Source organism: Microbacterium ulmi, from assembly GCF_011759705.1.
Classification (GTDB): domain Bacteria; phylum Actinomycetota; class Actinomycetes; order Actinomycetales; family Microbacteriaceae; genus Microbacterium; species Microbacterium ulmi.
Map to the genome: position 1 here is coordinate 1,739,056 of NZ_JAAOZF010000001.1, position 16,137 is coordinate 1,755,192.

At 70.7% G+C, this 16,137-nt stretch carries 14 protein-coding genes and 1 tRNA gene; 9 read left to right on the forward strand and 6 right to left on the reverse strand.

All coding sequences use genetic code 11. From position 1 onward, the window contains the following. Positions 1-87: 87 nt before the first annotated feature. Positions 88-1,662, reverse strand: coding sequence for an amino acid permease (locus tag FHS08_RS08290; protein ID WP_167037858.1), 1,575 nt, complete (start codon positions 1,660-1,662; stop codon positions 88-90). A gap of 180 nt (positions 1,663-1,842) precedes the next feature. On the opposite strand from FHS08_RS08290, the gene FHS08_RS08295 reads away from it, so the two are divergent. From FHS08_RS08295 to FHS08_RS08320, 6 genes are all read left to right on the forward strand, one after another. Beyond that, positions 1,843-3,198 (forward strand): glutamine synthetase family protein, encoded by a 1,356-nt coding sequence (locus tag FHS08_RS08295; RefSeq protein WP_167037861.1) that lies wholly within the window; start codon positions 1,843-1,845, stop codon positions 3,196-3,198. Beyond that, a complete protein-coding gene (locus FHS08_RS08300; protein WP_424960792.1) occupies positions 3,179-4,009 on the forward strand; it encodes a gamma-glutamyl-gamma-aminobutyrate hydrolase family protein in 831 nt (276 codons plus the stop codon). The genes FHS08_RS08295 and FHS08_RS08300 overlap by 20 nt, the downstream gene beginning before the upstream one ends. Continuing rightward, a complete protein-coding gene (locus tag FHS08_RS08305) occupies positions 4,006-5,364 on the forward strand; it encodes an aldehyde dehydrogenase family protein (RefSeq protein WP_167037864.1) in 1,359 nt (452 codons plus the stop codon). Before FHS08_RS08300 ends, FHS08_RS08305 begins: the two co-directional genes overlap by 4 nt. 120 nt (positions 5,365-5,484) lie before the next feature. Then, entirely contained in the window at positions 5,485-6,258 is a 774-nt protein-coding gene (locus FHS08_RS08310; protein WP_167037867.1) for a 3-oxoacyl-ACP reductase, read from the forward strand. A 202-nt stretch (positions 6,259-6,460) separates the two neighbouring features. Then, entirely contained in the window at positions 6,461-7,177 is a 717-nt protein-coding gene (locus tag FHS08_RS08315) for a FadR/GntR family transcriptional regulator (RefSeq protein ID WP_167037870.1), read from the forward strand. Between the two features lie 171 nt (positions 7,178-7,348). Further along, complete coding sequence (locus FHS08_RS08320; protein WP_167037873.1) at positions 7,349-7,759, forward strand: dehydrogenase; 411 nt, start codon at positions 7,349-7,351, stop codon at positions 7,757-7,759. A 160-nt stretch (positions 7,760-7,919) separates the two neighbouring features. Here the strand turns inward: FHS08_RS08320 and radA are convergent, their stop codons facing one another. Both radA and FHS08_RS08330 read right to left on the reverse strand, forming a co-directional pair. Next, entirely contained in the window at positions 7,920-9,287 is a 1,368-nt protein-coding gene (gene radA, locus FHS08_RS08325; RefSeq protein ID WP_167037876.1) for a DNA repair protein RadA, read from the reverse strand. A 297-nt stretch (positions 9,288-9,584) separates the two neighbouring features. Continuing rightward, the gene (locus tag FHS08_RS08330) at positions 9,585-10,541 is read right to left on the reverse strand and encodes an L-lactate dehydrogenase (protein ID WP_167037878.1); all 957 of its coding nucleotides are present in this window, start codon (positions 10,539-10,541) and stop codon (positions 9,585-9,587) included. A gap of 123 nt (positions 10,542-10,664) precedes the next feature. Here FHS08_RS08330 and FHS08_RS08335 point away from each other — a divergent pair, with 123 nt between their 5' ends. Beyond that, positions 10,665-11,555, forward strand: a complete 891-nt coding sequence (locus FHS08_RS08335) for an LLM class F420-dependent oxidoreductase (RefSeq protein WP_243847257.1) — start codon at positions 10,665-10,667, stop codon at positions 11,553-11,555. A gap of 139 nt (positions 11,556-11,694) precedes the next feature. On the opposite strand, the gene FHS08_RS08340 is transcribed toward FHS08_RS08335, so the two are convergent. The 3 genes from FHS08_RS08340 to FHS08_RS08350 form a co-directional block, all read right to left on the reverse strand. After that, the gene (locus FHS08_RS08340) at positions 11,695-12,318 is read right to left on the reverse strand and encodes a response regulator (protein ID WP_167037881.1); all 624 of its coding nucleotides are present in this window, start codon (positions 12,316-12,318) and stop codon (positions 11,695-11,697) included. Then, positions 12,315-13,880, reverse strand: a complete 1,566-nt coding sequence (locus FHS08_RS08345) for a GAF domain-containing protein (protein ID WP_167037884.1) — start codon at positions 13,878-13,880, stop codon at positions 12,315-12,317. Before FHS08_RS08345 ends, FHS08_RS08340 begins: the two co-directional genes overlap by 4 nt. Positions 13,881-13,971: 91 nt before the next feature. Then, the gene (locus FHS08_RS08350; RefSeq protein ID WP_167037887.1) at positions 13,972-14,799 is read right to left on the reverse strand and encodes a universal stress protein; all 828 of its coding nucleotides are present in this window, start codon (positions 14,797-14,799) and stop codon (positions 13,972-13,974) included. 180 nt (positions 14,800-14,979) lie between these two features. Between FHS08_RS08350 and FHS08_RS08355 the strand changes: the two genes are divergently transcribed. Both FHS08_RS08355 and FHS08_RS08360 read left to right on the forward strand, forming a co-directional pair. Continuing rightward, positions 14,980-15,070: transfer RNA gene (locus FHS08_RS08355), tRNA-Ser, on the forward strand. Between the two features lie 555 nt (positions 15,071-15,625). Then, positions 15,626-16,012 carry a hypothetical protein gene (locus tag FHS08_RS08360; protein ID WP_167037891.1) on the forward strand — a complete coding sequence of 129 codons (387 nt, stop codon included), beginning with the start codon at positions 15,626-15,628 and terminating at the stop codon, positions 16,010-16,012. Positions 16,013-16,137 lie beyond the last annotated feature (125 nt).

The following is a 16,137-nucleotide window of genomic DNA, read 5'->3' on the forward strand; positions in this document are numbered from 1 at the left end:
GGGCCCGCAGGCCGCGGCATCCGTCCCCCGCACGACGAAGGGGGCCGGCTCCCCCGAACCGGCCCCCTGGCTCCCCCGAGCCCGGTGCTACGACTTCGTCGTGTCGCCGAAGAGCTCGCCCTCCATCGCGTCGTAGCCCTCGGCCTGGGGGTCGCCGTGGTGGCCGCCCGACAGGGCGTACTCCTCCTCGGGTGAGAGCACGAGGCGCTTGCGGCCGACGAGGGCGAAGAGCAGGATGCCGAGCGCGAACGCGATCAGGAACGTCACGACCGCCGTCTGGAACGCGGAGTTGAAGATGATGCCGAGCATCGCGCCGAGCGCGAGGAGGAACGCGACCGCCGCGCCGGCGATGCCCGTGGGGCTGCGGTACGGGCGCTTGGCGTCCGGGAACCTCCGGCGCAGCAGGATGAACGACAGCATCTGGCTCATGTACGACACGACGGCGCCGAACACCGCGATGAACAGGATGACGCCCGACGCCGTGCTCGCGGCATCCGGGTCGATCGCGGGGATCACGATGAGCACGAGCAGCAGCACGAGATACCCGATGACGCCGCCGACGAGGAGTGCGACCCACGGGGTCTGATGCGTCTTGCCCGTGAGCGAGAGGAACTTCGGGTAGTAGCCCGCTCGCGACAGCGAGTACATGTTGCGGCCGTAGGCGAACATGATGCCCTGGAGCGATGCGAGCAGGCCGATGAGGGCGAAGATCGCGAGGATCGCCGCGACGCTGTCGGGGAGGAACGCGCGAAAGCCCGCCAGCAGGGGCTCGTCGCCGTCGCCGGGCGACACCGTGATCGCCGCCGTGCCGGTGACGGCCGGGTTGAGGAAGAGCACGAGCAGGCCCGTGATGGTCAGGGTGATGACGCCCCAGAGCCCCGCCTTGGGGATGTCCTTCGTCGGGTTCTGCGCCTCCTCGGCCGCCAGCGGGAGCTCCTCGATGCCGAGGAAGAACCAGATCGCGAACGGCAGAGCGAAGAGGATGCCGATGCCGCCGAACGGCAGGAACGGCGTGCCGCCCTCGGCCGGCTCGATGTCGAGCAGCCTGCTGAAGTCGACGGAGCCCGTCGAGATCGCGCCGATCGCGAAGAACGCGATCACTCCCAGCGAGATGATCGAGACGACGATCGCGAAGCGGAAGCCGATCGACGCACCGAGCGAGTTGAGCCCGATGAAGACCACATAGAGGATCAGCCACCAGACCCACGGGGGCAGGGTCCCGGCATCCGGGTCGCCGCCGATGAGCAGCGTGAGGGCGGAGTCGGCGTACACGCCGGAGAACCACACCACGACGGCCGTCGTCACGACGTACTCGATCGTCTCGGCGAAGCCGGTCAGGAACCCGCCCCATGGGCCGAGAGCGGCGCGTGCGAACGAGTAGGCGCCGCCGGTGTGCGGCATCGCGGCCGACATCTCGCCGATCGAGAAGATCATCGTGAAGAACATGACCGTGATGAGCACCGTGCCGATGAGCGCGCCGCCCCAGCCCGTCGTCGACAGGCCGACGTTCCATCCGGAGAAGTCGCCGGAGATCACGGCTGCGACGCCGAGTCCCCAGAGCCCCCACACGCCGGCGCTGCGGCGCAGCCTGCGTTTCTCGAAGTAGCCTTCCCCTGCGGGGGTGTAGGTGACGCCGGACGTGGTGCTCTTGGTCTCAGACATGCGGTCTCCGGGGGGTTCGGCGATGCGGGGCACGGTCCGTCGGCCGCACCATGCGCACGATTGTGATCCCTATTGGTACGTCGTGTCTACCTTTGGATCGAACTTCCTCGTTACAGTTAGGGGCGATGTCCGAGCGCGATGGCGCCCAAAGGTCGGTCGTCCGACAAGAGAGGAACGCGAATGCCGGGAAACCTCAGCGTCTCGGAGCTGGCGGCAGCGATCGCCGCGCGCGAGATCGACACCGTCATCGTCGCCTTCGCCGACGCGCAGGGCCGGCTCGTGGGCAAGCGCGTGTCGGCGCGGCTCTTCCAGGAGGAGGTGCTCGCGCACGGCGCCGAGGCCTGCAACTACCTCCTCTCGGTCGACGTCGATATGAACACGGTCGACGGCTACGCGATGTCCAGCTGGGAGACGGGCTACGGCGACATGCTCCTGCTCCCCGACACGTCGACGCTCCGGCGCATCCCCTGGCTCCCCGGCACGGCGCTCGTCATCGCAGACCTCGCATGGGAGGGCGGCGCTCCCGTCGTCCAGTCGCCGCGAGAGATCCTCAAGCGTCAGACCGCGCGCCTCGCGGAGCGCGGACTCGTTGCCTTCTCGGGCACCGAGCTCGAGTTCATCGTCTTCGACGACTCGTTCCGGGATGCCTGGGCCAAGGGGTATCGGGCACTCCGGGCGTCGACCGACTACAACGTCGACTACAACCTGCTCGCCTCGACGCGCCTCGAACCGCTGCTGCGCGACATCCGGCTCGGGATGGAAGGCGCGGGCTTCTATTGCGAAGGCGTCAAGGGGGAGTGCAACCTCGGCCAGCAGGAGATCGCCTTCCGCTATGCGGAGGTGCTCGAGACGGCGGATCAGCACGCGATCTACAAGAACGGCGCGAAGGAGATCGCCGACCAGCACGGCAAGTCGCTGACCTTCATGGCGAAGTTCAACGAGCGCGAGGGCAACAGCTGCCACATCCACCTCTCGGTGCGGTCGGAGTCGGGCGAGCCGACCATGGCCGGCACGGGGCCGCACGGCTTCAGCCCGCTCATGGGGCATTGGATCGCCGGCATCCTCGCGACGCTGCGCGAGTTCACGCTCCTCTATGCACCCAACATCAACTCGTACAAGCGGTACGCGCTCGGGTCCTTCGCCCCGACGGGCGTGGCGTGGGGCGTCGACAACCGCACGTGCGCCCTGCGCGTCGTGGGGCACGGCTCGTCGCTGCGCGTCGAGAACCGCGTGCCGGGGGGTGACGTCAACCCCTACCTCGGCATCGCCGCGATCATCGCGGGCGGCCTCTACGGCGTCGAGCACGAGCTCGAGCTTCCGGAGCCGCTCGCGGGCAACGCGTACATGGCCGGCGTCGAGCACCTTCCGACGACGCTCCGGGATGCCGCACGCCTGTTCTCGGAGTCGGCGATCGCCCGGGAGACGTTCGGCGACGAGATGGTCGAGCACTATCTGAACCAGGCGCGCATCGAGGTCGAGGCCTACGACGCCGCCGTGACCGACTGGGAGCGGGTGCGTGGCTTCGAACGGCTCTGATCGGATGAGGGCGGATGCGGGAGCCGCGGCCGCCCGGCCCCTGGCGTCCGATCCCGGGGAGGGGCCGCGCAGGCCCGTCATCGGCCTCACGACGTACCTCGAGCAGGCCAGGCAGGGGGTGTGGGACGTGCGCGCCGCGTTCCTGCCGCAGCAGTACTTCACATCGGTGACGGATGCCGGGGGCATCGCGGTGCTGCTGCCGCCGCAGCCGTCCCCTGACCAGACGGCGGAAGCCGTGCTCGACGGCCTCGACGGCCTCATCCTCACGGGCGGCCTCGACGTGCAGCCCGAGCTGTACGGCGCGCAGCGGCATCCTCTCACCGATCCGGCACGCCCCGACCGCGACGAGTGGGAGCTGGCCCTGTTCCGCGGCGCGGAGCGGCGACGGATGCCCGTGCTCGCGATCTGCCGCGGGCTGCAGCTGGTCAACGTCGCGCGCGGAGGCACGCTGCACCAGCACCTCCCCGAGGCTCTCGGCACGGAGCGGTATCGCCTCGGAGGCGGCGTCTTCGCGACCAACACCGTCGAGATCGCCGCAGGGACCGCCCTCGCAGGCCTGCTCGGGGCAGGGGAGTTCGACGTGCACAGCTACCACCACCAGGGCGTCGACCGGCTCGGGGACGGGCTCGTCGCGACGGCGCAGACCGACGACGGGCTCGTGCAGGCGTTCGAGTCGGACGGCGACTCGTATCTCGTCGGCGTGCAGTGGCATCCCGAGGAGAACGCGGACGACAAGCGGCTGTTCGAGGGCATCGTCGCGGAGGCGGCGACGTATTCCGCTTCGCGCATGCGCGGGGAGCGGGCGTCATGAGCACGTTCACGCTCGTGAACCCCGCGACGGGCGAGGCGTTCCGCGAGATGCCACGCGCGACGGTCGACGAGACGGATGCCGCGATCGCCCGCGCCGTGCGCGCGCAGGTGTCATGGGCCGCGCTCCCGCCACTCGCACGCGCGGACGCACTGCGAGCGTTCGCCCGGACCGTCCGGGAGCACGCCGAGGAGCTCGCACAGCTCGAAGTGCGCAACTCGGGCCACCCGATTGGGTCGGCACGGTGGGAGGCGTCCCACGTCGCGCAGGTGCTCGACTACTACGCGGGGGCGCCCGAGAGGCTGAGCGGTCGGCAGATCCCGGTCGCGGGCGGTATCGACGTCACGTTCCACGAGCCCTACGGCGTCGTCGGCGTCATCGTGCCGTGGAACTTCCCCATGACGATCGCGTCGTGGGGCTTCGCGCCGGCGCTCGCGGCGGGCAACGCCGTCGTGCTCAAGCCCGCAGAGCTCACGCCGCTCACCGCCGTGCGCCTGGGCGAGCTCGCCCTGCTCGCGGGGCTCCCGGAGGGGCTCTTCCAGGTGGTCACGGGCTCGGGCTCGGTCGTCGGGCAGCGGTTCGTGTCGCACCCGGACGTGCGCAAGGTCGTGTTCACGGGGTCGACCGACGTCGGGGTCGAGGTCGCCGCCGGCTGCGCTCGCGGGCTCAAGCCCGTGACGCTCGAGCTCGGCGGCAAGAGCGCCAACATCGTCTTCGCCGACGGCGACCTCGAGAAGGCCGCCGCGACGGCTCCCGGCGCCGTGTTCGACAACGCAGGGCAGGACTGCTGCGCGCGCAGCCGCATCCTCGTGCAGCGTTCCGTATACGACCGGTTCCTCGAGCTGCTCGAGCCCGCCGTCGCCGCATGGCGGGTGGGAGACCCCGCCCTCGAGACCACCGAGATGGGCCCGCTCATCTCCTCGGCCCACCGCTCGTCGGTCGAGGGCTTCCTCGATGGCGTCGACATCGCGTTCCGGGGCTCGGCGCCCACGGGTGACGGGTTCTGGCTCGCGCCAGCCGTCGTGCTGGCCTCTCCGGCGGATCGGATCGCGCGCGAAGAGGTGTTCGGACCCGTCGTCGCCGTGCTCCCGTTCGACGACGAGGCCGATGCGATCCGCCTCGCGAACGACACGATCTACGGTCTCGCGGGGTCGCTGTGGACAGAGAACCTCGGCCGCGCCGTGCGTGTCGCGCGAGCGGTCGAGAGCGGGGTCCTCTCGGTCAACTCCCATGCGTCGGTCCGGTACTGGACGCCCTTCGGCGGGATGAAGGCATCCGGCCTCGGCCGCGAGCTGGGTCCGGATGCCGCGGAGCACTTCACCGAGACCAAGAACGTCTTCTTCGCGACGGACGCGTGATGCCCGGATCCATGCTCCTTCGCACGCTTCAGAACACCCGTGTCCCAGGCGGACCGGACACGCGCAGCGCCTGTTCGGCCCATGTAAGGCACGAACGACAGAGAGGTTGGGGTCACTGACATGGACCTGACACAGCGACTCGAGGACCGCGTCGCGATCATCACCGGCGGAGCCTCCGGAATCGGTCTCGCGACGGCGCACCGGTTCGCCGCGGAGGGCGCCACGGTCGTGATCGCGGACGTGGACCCTACGACGGGGGAGGCCGCGGCATCCGAGGTCGGCGGAGTGTTCCGGCGTGTCGACGTGGCCGACGAGACGCTCGTCGACGAGCTGTTCGACGGCGTCTTCGACCAGTTCGGGCGCCTCGACATCGCGTTCAACAACGCCGGCATCTCGCCCGCCGACGACGACTCGATCGAGACGACCGAGCTGCCCGCGTGGGACCGCGTGCAGGACGTCAACCTGAAGAGCGTGTACCTGTGCTCGCGCGCCGCCCTCCGGCACATGGTGCCGCAGGGGCGCGGCTCGATCATCAACACGGCGTCGTTCGTCGCCCTGCTGGGCTCTGCGACGTCGCAGATCTCGTACACGGCCTCGAAAGGCGGCGTGCTCGCGATGACCCGTGAACTGGGCGTGCAGTTCGCACGGCAGGGCATCCGCGTGAACGCCCTCTGCCCCGGGCCGGTGAACACCCCGCTGCTGCAGGAGCTCTTCGCGAAGGATCCCGAGCGTGCGCAGCGCCGGCTCGTGCACGTGCCGATGGGCCGCTTCGCCGAGGCCGACGAGCTCGCGGCGGCCGTCGCGTTCCTCGCGTCGGACGACGCGTCGTTCATCACAGCGTCGACGTTCGTCGTCGATGGCGGCATCACGAGCGCGTACGTCACGCCGCTCTAGGAGCAGAGGCCATGAGCGCGATTCGACGTGAGTGCCGCGGGAGGATGCCGCACGCGGCGCCGCGCGGCACCCTCGTCCACGATAGGCACACTCCGAGAGTCGGAGAATCGCTCCGGATGCGGACGATCTGCGCGCATCCCTCCGACGTTCGGCGCATCCTCCGAGCTTGCGGAGGCCGCACGGCGGGAAACGGCGGGATGTCATGACGGTCGAGCCGCTGCCCGAAGTGCGCAGGGTCGTCTACCGGCCGGTGCGCGAGGGGAACGCCCTCGAGGACACCGTCGCGCGCCTCGTGCAGACGATCCGGCTCGGCGTCGTCGGCCCGGGGGAGTCGCTCCCCGCCGAGCGCGAGCTCGCCGTGCTGTACGCCGTGAGCCGCGACACCGTGCGCGAGGCGATCCGAGAGCTCGCCGACACGGGGTACCTCGTGCGCCGCCGCGGCCGGTACGGAGGCACGTTCGTCGCTGATCCGCTCCCGCGTCCCGCCGACCCGGGGGTCGTGCCGGCGGTCGAGCTCGACGACGTCCTCGGCCTGCGCCGCGTGCTCGAGGCGGGTGCGGCGCGGGCGGCGGCGGGGCGCACGCTGTCGCCCGAGGTGCGCGAGGAGCTGTGGCTCCGGCACGAGGCTGCGTGCGAGGCGGACGCGGAGGGCTACCGTCGCGCCGACACGCTCCTGCATCTCACGATCGCCGAGCTCGCCCGCATCCCGTCGCTCGTCGCCCTCCTCGCCGAGAACCGCGCGCGCGTCAACGCGTGGCTCGACACGTTCCCGCTTCTGCCGCGCAACATCGAGCACTCGAACACGCAGCACGAGCAGCTCGTGACCGCGATCCTCGCGGGGCGGGCGGATGCCGCTGAGGCGGCTGTGCTCGACCACCTGGCCGGGTCGGAGGCCCTGCTCCGCGGCTTCCTCGCGTAAGCGGGCTGCCTGGTGTTCGGCGCGTCGATCGCGCTGCGCGCGGTTGGGGGAGCGCCGGCTCCTGTCCCGTCGCGCCATCCTGCCCGGTTCGGACCGCCCGGCGCGTCGACCCGGCCGCGCGGCGGGCGGGCAGGGCGCGGGCCGAATGATCGTCCCGGCTACGCTGGATCCGTGGCATCCGGCAAGAAGCGCTCGTCGAAGAAGGAACCCCTCGAGTTCCGCAACACGGCGCTGACCGACGCGCTGCAGACGCAGGACATGGCCGCCGTCGCGTTCGCTCTCCGCCATGGTCCCACGGTCGTCCCGCTCATGAAGCCGGGTCAGCGCGACGACCCGCTGGACGCGGGCGAGGTCTGGACATACCGCGACCCGAGCACCGGCGACCTCGCGCTCCTGCTGTTCAGCGATGCCGCCCACAAGCCCGCGACGCTCCCGCCCGCCGTCGCGCTCCAGTCGCCGGCGTGGCTGCGCGCCTTCCTGTCGACGCACGAACGCGAGATCACGACCGTCTTCTTCGACATCGCGGGCCCGCATCCTCTCCAGGCATCGCCCGCCGACATCATCGCCGCCCTCGACGCCTGAGTCCCCGCCCGCCCTCGACGTGTGGCCTCGACGTGCGAATTCGCGCCCGCCCTCGACGTGCGAATTCGCGCCCGCCCTCGACGTGCGAATTCGCGCCCGCCCTCGACGTGTGACCACGACGCCTGGCCTCGACGCCGGACCTCGGCCGGGCCCCGGGTGCTCAGAACTCCGGCACGCCCTCGGGCCGCGCGGGTCGTCCGCGGGCCGAGAGGTCGTCGAGCGCTCCTCGGAGCGTCTGGGACGCGGCGTCCACGACCGTCTTGTACCCCAGCCGTGCCGCCTCGGCGCGACGCTGCGCGCCCTGCGTCACCGGCCGGATCTCGCCTGCGAGCGTCAGCTCGCCGATCGCGGCGGTGCCGCGCGGCAGCGACTGGTCGCTGACGGCGTTCGCGACCGCGACGGCGATCGCGAGGTCGGCAGCGGGCTCGACGAGCCGCACGCCGCCAACGGTGGAGACGTAGACGTCGAGCTTCGAGACGGGGATGCGCGCGCGGCGCTCGAGCACGGCCAGCACCATCGCGACCCGGGACGCGTCGACGCCGTTGACGACGCGGCGAGGATTGGGCGCCGAGGTGTCGACCGTGAGCGCCTGGATCTCGACCGGCATCGCCCGTCGCCCCTCGAGCGCGATCGTCACGCAGGTTCCGGGCACGGGGGCGCCGTGACCGAGGAAGAGCGCGCTCGGATCGGGCACCTCCGCGATGCCGTCGCCGGTCATGTCGAAGCATCCGACCTCGTCGGTGGGACCGAAGCGGTTCTTCAGAGCACGCACGAATCGCAGCGACGTCTGGCGGTCGCCCTCGAACTGGCAGACGACGTCGACGAGGTGCTCGAGGATGCGGGGGCCCGCGATCGAGCCGTCTTTCGTGACGTGCCCGACGATCACGACGGGAAGAGACCGGTCTTTCGCGACGCGGATCAGGGTGGACGCGACCTCGCGCACCTGCGACGGGTGCCCCGCCATGCCCTCCGACATCGCGGACGAGACCGTCTGCACGGAGTCGACGATGAGCAGGTCGGGGCGGACGTCGTCGACGTGACCGAGGATCGTGGCGAGGTCCGTCTCGGACGCGAGGTACAGCTCGTCGTGCAGCGCGCCCGTGCGCTCGGCGCGCAGGCGCACCTGAGCCGTCGACTCCTCGGCGCTCGCGTACAGCACGCGACGCCCTGCGCGAGCCGACTGCGCCGCGACTTCGAGCAGGAGCGTCGACTTGCCGACGCCCGGCTCACCCGAGAGCAGGATCGCGGCGCCGGGGACGATGCCCCCGCCGAGCACGCGATCGAACTCGCCGACGCCCGTCGTGCGGCGGGGGGTCTCGCGTGTGTCGAGATGCGTGATCGGCCGCGCCGTGCGATCGGCTGACGGGGCGATCGCCGTCACGGATCGCGTCAGACCCGTAGGCTCGGACGCCTCGACGACCGTGCCCCACTGCTGGCACTCTGCACAGCGCCCGACCCATTTGAGGGTCGCCCAGCCGCACTCCGTGCACCGGTACGGTGCTGCCTGCGTCGGGCGTCGGGCTGCCATGCGTTCAGGTTAGCCCCGAGCCCCGACATCCCCGCTCGGCGCGTCCGGCAGGCGGCGAGTGGTGCTGCGCCGGATGCCGCAGCCCCACGAAGCGCCGGATGCAGCATCCCGCGGCCGGTCCTCTCCGAGCTCCTTCCGCGACTGCGGATGCATCGACCTGCCCTCACGACCCCGGACCGCTGTGGCCCCATCTCGCCGGATGCATCCGGCTGCGCCCCGCAGGCCGCGCTCGCACGCCCGACCCAAGATCGCGGACGAGCCGATCGTGGACGGGCCGCGGCATCCGCCCCCGGCTCGTCAGCCCCGCAGGGAGGTCGCGACGTCGCGCAGCGCGTCGGCGGAGCGACGGAACAGGCCCAGCTCGCTCACCGAGAACTGCGTCTCGCGGATCGGCACGGCACCCGTCGCGCTCACGATCGACGGCACCGACAGGGCGACCCCGTCGACGCCGTGGAAGTCGTGCAGCACGGGGCTCACGGGCATGACGGCGTGCTCGTCGTTCAGGATCGCCTCGACGATGCGCGCGCTCGACAGGCCGATCGCGTAGTTGGTCGCGCCCTTGCCCTGGATGACCTTGTACGCGGCGTCGCGCACGTCGACGGCGATCTGATCGAGCTCGTCGGCCGTGAACTTGGGCTGGCCGTCGAGCGGCACCCAGTCGAGGATCGGCACCGTGCCGATCGTCGCATGCGACCACAGGGGGAACTCCGTGTCGCCGTGCTCGCCGACGATGTAGGCGTGGACGCTCGAGGTGGACACCCCCGCGCGACGGGCGAGCAGCCACCGTAGTCGCGACGTGTCGAGCACCGTGCCGGACGCGAAGATCTGCTCGGGCGGCAGGCCCGTCGCCTCCTGCGCGAGGACCGTCAGCACGTCGCACGGGTTCGTCACGACGACGTAGATCGCGTTGGGGGCGACCGAGAGCAGCTGGGGCATCATCGATCGCAGGATGCCCGCGTTGACGCCCGCGAGCTCGATGCGGGTCTGACCGGGCTTCTGCTTGGCGCCCGCCGTGATGACGACGACATGCGAGCCCTCGATGACCGAGATGTCGCTGCCGCCGACGATGTCGCTCGACCCCGTGAACTGCGTGCCGTGCGCGAGGTCGAGCACCTCCGCTTCGGCCTTCTCCGTGGCGATGTCGTACAGGGCGACGTGCCGTGCGGAGCCTCGGATGAGGGCCGCATAGGCGACGCTCGAGCCGACGCTGCCGGCGCCGACGACGGTGACTTTCGAGTTCTCGATCACGCTCATGCGCTCAGTCTGGCAGGGGCGGATGCCGCGGGCCAGAGTCATCCGCGGGGATGACGCAGGACGCGGCATCCGCTCACCGAAACGGCCCCCAGCGTTGTGGCACCGTCGTAGCCTGGGACGCGGATGCGGCGCGCGTCGATCGGAACGGAGACCGGCATGGAGCTCGGACTGCACATCGCGGACTTCACCTGGAGCACAGGGCCCGACCGGCTCGGACCCGCTCTCGCACGGCACGTGCGCAATGCGGAGGCGGCGGGCATCGAGCGCATCACGGTCATGGACCACTTCTGGCAGCTGCCGGGCATCGGGCCGGAGGACCACGAGATGCTCGAGGCGTACGCGACGCTCGGGTTCATCGCGGCGCACACCGAGAAGGCGCTGCTGCACACGCTCGTGACGGGCGTCATCTATCGGCATCCGTCGCTGCTCGCGAAGGCGGTCACGACACTGAACGTCCTCTCGGGCGGACGCGTCGGCCTCGGCATCGGCGCTGCGTGGAACGAGCAGGAGTCACGCGGACTCGGTCTGCCGTTCCCGCCGGTCGCCGAGCGGTTCCGGCAGCTCGAGGACACGATCCGGATCTGCCTGCAGATGTGGTCGGGATCGGAGGAGCCGTTCGACGGGGCCGTCTTCCACCTGGAGCGCACGCTCAACTCGCCGCAGAGCGTCTCGCGTCCGCATCCGTACCTCATGATCGGCGGCGGAGGCGAGCGCAAGACCCTGCGGCTCGTCGCGCAGTACGCCGACGCGTGCAACCTCTCGGGTGCTCAGGATGTCGCGCACAAGCTCGACGTCTTGCGCGGCCACTGCGACGACGTCGGACGCGACTATGACGACATCGAGAAGACGGCGATGATCGGCGTGCGGCCGAGCTCGACCGTCGACGAGGTGGCGGCCGAGCTCACGCGCCTCGGCGAGGCGGGATTCACCGCGACGTATGTCTTCTCGGTCGGCATCACAGAGCCCGAGCGGGTCGTCGAGCTCCTGACCGACGCGCGCCGGAAGCTCGCATAGCGGGACGGAAGAGACCGGCAGCACGAGCACGAGCCCGACCTGGGCGAGGCTGCAGCGAGATTCACGACCTGCCGCCCGCTGAGCGGAAGGACGATCTGCTGCACGAAGGTCCGGATCAGCGCGCCGAAGGTCCCTCGGATCAGCCGCGGCGGTGCTCTGCGCCGTAGACCGCCGCCTGCGTGCGGCGCGTCATCCCGAGCTTCGCGAGCAGCCCGCTCACGTAGTTCTTGACCGTCTTCTCGGCAAGGCCCAGGCGCTCGCCGATCCCGCGGTTGGTCAGGCCCTCCGAGATGAGGTCGAGCACCTGGCCCTCGCGATACGTGAGATGCAGGCTGGTGGCCTGCGCGGGAGCGAGGGATGCCGCGGCCCGCTGCAGGAGCTCCGGCGACTGAACGGTGCCGCCGGCGGCGGCGCGACGGATCGCGTCGACGATCGACGGCCCGCGCACGTCCTTGAGCACGTACCCGCTGGCCCCCGCGAGGACGGCCGCGCGCAGCGCGTCGTCGTCGTCGAACGCTGTCAGCATGAGGCACGCGATGGACGGATGCCGCGAGCGGATCGAGCGGCACAGGTCGATTCCGCTCCCATCCGGCAGGCGCACGTCGAGCACGGCGACATCGGGGGTGGTCGCGTCGATGCGGCGCAGCGCCTCGCGCGTCGTCGACGCCTCGCCGACGACCTCGAGGTCGGGCGCGGCGCCGATCAGCTGCGCGACACCACGTCGCACGATCTCGTGCTCGTCGACCAGGAACACCCGCGTCACGGGAGCGCCCGTCCGATCGAGAGCGGAACGGTCCAGGTGAGGACGGATGCCGCATCCTCGCCCACAACCGTCGACGTGCCGCCATGGGATGCCGCGCTCGACGCGGCCGAGGAGGCGAGGTCGCCGACCTCTTCGCCCTGCACGCGCACGACGATCGCGTCGTCGACCGAGACGACGAGGTCGAGGGGTCCGGCCGTCGCGAGCGCCTTCGCCGTGAGCACGGCGATGTCGTCGGCGACGTCGGGCGGCACGAGGATGTCGACGGCTCCCGAGAACCGCAGCGACGGGGCCGCATCGCGGTCGTCGGATGCCTCGGCGACGAGCGAGATGAGCCGCTCGCGCAGGCTTCCCGACGTGGGCTCCTCGAGGCCGAGGGCGAGGATGACCGTCCGGAGCTCGCGGATCGCGGCATCCAGCGCCTCGACCTGCTCGTCGACGACGTTCGGAGTCGCGGGGGAGGCCTGCAGCGCGAGCCCCGCCCCGTAGAGGCGCTGGATGACGTGGTCGTGCAGGTCTCGCGCGATGCGGACGCGCCTTCGTGCGCCGTCGAGGCGCCGGCGGTCGTCGCGGCCGCGCACGACCTCGATCGCCACCCCCGCCTGCCCCGCGAACACGAACGCCATGTCGAAGTCGGCGTCGTCGAACTCCGGCGCGTCGGCCGGCCGTGAGACGGTCAGGACCCCGAGCGGTTCCTCGCCGGAGAACAGGGGGAGGGCGACCGTGGGTCCCTGAGCCGGCGAGACGTCGGAGAGGGACGCCTCGGGCAGTCGCGCGACGTGCGCCGCACGCCGCGACGTCAGGGCGTGGCCCGCGAGGGAGCCGCGCGTCGGATACACGCGGCCCCGGACGGCGTCGGCGCCTGCGCCGCGCGCCGACGTGACCCGCAGGTGCGTGCCGTCCCGCAGGGGAACGGCGAGCGTCACGAGCTGCGCGCCCACGAGCGGGCCGATGCGGTCGACGACGATCTCGAGCGCGTCCTCGCCGGTCGTGTCGAGGAGGGCGCCGAGCACGTCGGCGAGCGCCGCCGTCCACGCCTCCCGTGCGCGGGTCTGGGCGTAGAGGCGCGCGTTCTCGATCGCGATCCCGGCCGTCGCGGCAAGGGCGACGACGAGCTCTTCGTCCTGTTCGGTGAAGGCGCCGGCGGCGGCATCCGTCAGGTAGAGGTTGCCGTAGACGGCGTCTCGCACGCGGATCGGCACCCCGAGGAACGAGTCCATCGGGGGGTGATGGGCGGGGAAGCCCGCCGAGCGCGGATCGTCGCGCACATGCTCGAGCCGCACGGGATGCCGCTCCTCGATGACGGCGCCGAGCAGGCCGAGGCCGTGCGGGAGGTGGCCGATCGCGTGCACCGCGGCGACGTCGAGGCCCCGATGGATGAAGCGCTCGAGCCCGCCGTCGCGGCCGAGGACGCCGAGCGCGCCGTACCGAGCACCCGCGAGCGAGCGCGCCGCGTCCACGACGGCCGTCAGCACGACCTCGAGGTCGAGGTGCTCGACGACGGACGTCGTCGCACGCAGGAGGTCGCGGAGCCGATCCTGCGCGACCGCGTTCGCGCCATCCATGCCCGCCTCCCGTCGATTGCGAGTGTAGCGAGGGCCGCCCGCTTCGCTGCGAACGGCCCTCGCCCGGCTTCCCCAGCGCCGGTCTGGGCGGTCAGTCCGCCCCGGGGTTCGGCACGACGCACACGGGGCACGGGACCTGGAAGAGGATGTCCTGCGCGACCGAGCCGAGGGCAGCGCCTGCCCAGAGCCCCCGATGGTGCGTGCCGAGGACGAGCAGCGAGGTGCGCTCCGCCCGAGCGAGAAGGGCCGATGCCGGGTTGTCGCCGACGAGGACCGCCTCGACACCGAGCTCGGGATAGGCCTCCAGCACACGCTGGCCGGCCTCCTCGAGAAGCTTCCGATGCGCGTTCTTGATCTCGAGCGGCGACGCGAGCAGCGCGACGGCGCCGTCGACGGTCGGAACCGGCATCTGCCACGCGTGGACGAGCCGCAGCGGAACGCCCAGGTCGGTCGCCTCATGCGCCGCATAGAGGATCGCGGCATCCGACGACGGGTCGTCGTCGACACCCACCATGACGGCGTGCTCGTGGGGAGTCCAGCCCTCGGGGACCAGCACGGTCGGAACCTTCGCGCGGGCCGCCGTCCGCGCCGGGATCCAGCCCTTCAGCGCCGTGCGGACGGGATGGGACTGGGTCACCCCGATGACGAGGAGGTCGGCGCTCTCTGCTTGATCGATGAGCGTGTTGGGCATAGACCCGTCGCGCCAGTGCGTCTCGACGTCGATGCCGCCCGCGACGTCCTTCAGCCGGCGCGAGCCCTCTTCGAGCGTCGCCGCCGTCTGTGCGTAGTCGCTGCGCAGCATGTTGGTGACGGTCACGAGCTCGACCGTCACGCGCCCCCGCGCCGCCCGGTCGGCGACCCACGCCAGACCGGCCTCCGCGGCGGGACTTCCGTCGTAGCCCAGAACGATGTGGACCATGGTGTCCTCCTCGACTTCTGCCGGCGCTGCGGCGCCGTCCTGCTTCGACGGTAGGTCGAGGGGTGGCGACCGGGGCAGGGCCGAAGGTCCCGCCGCCTCGGATCGGGATGCCGGGCCCGCACGAGTCGCCCGGGGCCCGCCGATTCGCGGCGCGCGCCGTCGTGTCGTAAGCTTGTCGGCGGTGACGTGTCCGAGCGGCCGAAGGTGCAACTCTCGAAAAGTTGTGTAGGGTAACCCCCTACCGTGGGTTCAAATCCCACCGTCACCGCCAGAAAAACCCCTGATTATCAGGGGTTTTTCCATTGGTCGCAGGGTGGCTGCCCACGTGGTGCCCACATCTGGCGTCGATTTGGCTCCCCCGAGAGGCAAATCCATCGCCCGGCGCAGGGAGATGTTCGAAGCGATCTTCGCCGTTGCTCCCCGGAATCATGCGGACTGAGCGCCGCGCGCGATCGGTCGAAGCGAGACATGACGATGATGGCGGTCCTGCGGGGGGTGTCTGGACCACCGCAGGTCTCGCAGTGAGGAGTCTGGTCTCAGGCCCCCGGACCCCCGAGGCTTGCACTGTCGATGACGCCTACATCCACCTCGGCGACACGCGACGTGAGCAACCACTGACGCTTGTGCCGGGTTACCGGGTCTTCGCAGTGCGCGCCGCCGCGCCGCAGGTGACCGCGATGGCCTGGTGCCATCTGATCGCCTCACTCGATGACGGCGCAGCTCGGTCTTGACCGCACGCGAAGCCGCCATACCGCTGTCCCAGCTTCTGCGACGTCCGGGGTTGCCGTTAGCGTTCTGACCGTGTCTGTCGATCTTGATCCGCGTTGTGCAGTTCCACGACTCTGTCGCGCAGCTCGTGGCGCACTTGCTATATCTCGAGAACGCGTTCGGTCAGATCAACCCCGCGCTTGGAGTCGTGCTGGAGACGCGACGATATCCGGGGAGGATCGCTCTTCGCGGGTGCACTCCTGCATCCGCAATCCGCGTCTTCACCTACGACAGCGTTGGAATGGCGAACGAGCTGAGCGTCCTATCGCCAGACAGACGCGACTACTCGTGGTGGTCATGGGAAGTTGCGTTTGACCCCCGCATCACAGTGGTTGAGTTGGCGCTCGGGGCAACGGATCCCCCTGTGAGGAGACTTGAGCTCAGCGAAGGATCGGTTGTGGCGATGACGCCAATCATCGCTGGGTATTATCCCGGTGCAGCCTAGGTCTGAGTCGTTGGCCGAGGTCTCTCCGGATCGTGTATCCACTTGCCAGTCCCGTCGGCTACCCCCCAACCGCGACTGCCCACCGATGATTCGACGAGGCGCGCGTTCGTTACCGGTGGGGCCGT

What these genes read in the sequence shown, in the direction of transcription:
- FHS08_RS08305 (WP_167037864.1), top strand. Translation starts at nt 4,006, where the DNA reads ATGAGCACGTTCACGCTCGTGAACCCCGCGACGGGCGAGGCGTTCCGC.
- FHS08_RS08310 (WP_167037867.1), top strand. Translation starts at nt 5,485, where the DNA reads ATGGACCTGACACAGCGACTCGAGGACCGCGTCGCGATCATCACCGGC.
- FHS08_RS08335 (WP_243847257.1), top strand. Translation starts at nt 10,665, where the DNA reads ATGCGGCGCGCGTCGATCGGAACGGAGACCGGCATGGAGCTCGGACTG.
- FHS08_RS08330 (WP_167037878.1), bottom strand. Translation starts at nt 10,541, where the DNA reads ATGAGCGTGATCGAGAACTCGAAAGTCACCGTCGTCGGCGCCGGCAGC.
- FHS08_RS08350 (WP_167037887.1), bottom strand. Translation starts at nt 14,799, where the DNA reads ATGGTCCACATCGTTCTGGGCTACGACGGAAGTCCCGCCGCGGAGGCC.
- FHS08_RS08290 (WP_167037858.1), bottom strand. Translation starts at nt 1,662, where the DNA reads ATGTCTGAGACCAAGAGCACCACGTCCGGCGTCACCTACACCCCCGCA.
- FHS08_RS08295 (WP_167037861.1), top strand. Translation starts at nt 1,843, where the DNA reads ATGCCGGGAAACCTCAGCGTCTCGGAGCTGGCGGCAGCGATCGCCGCG.
- radA (WP_167037876.1), bottom strand. Translation starts at nt 9,287, where the DNA reads ATGGCAGCCCGACGCCCGACGCAGGCAGCACCGTACCGGTGCACGGAG.
- FHS08_RS08345 (WP_167037884.1), bottom strand. Translation starts at nt 13,880, where the DNA reads ATGGATGGCGCGAACGCGGTCGCGCAGGATCGGCTCCGCGACCTCCTG.
- FHS08_RS08315 (WP_167037870.1), top strand. Translation starts at nt 6,461, where the DNA reads ATGACGGTCGAGCCGCTGCCCGAAGTGCGCAGGGTCGTCTACCGGCCG.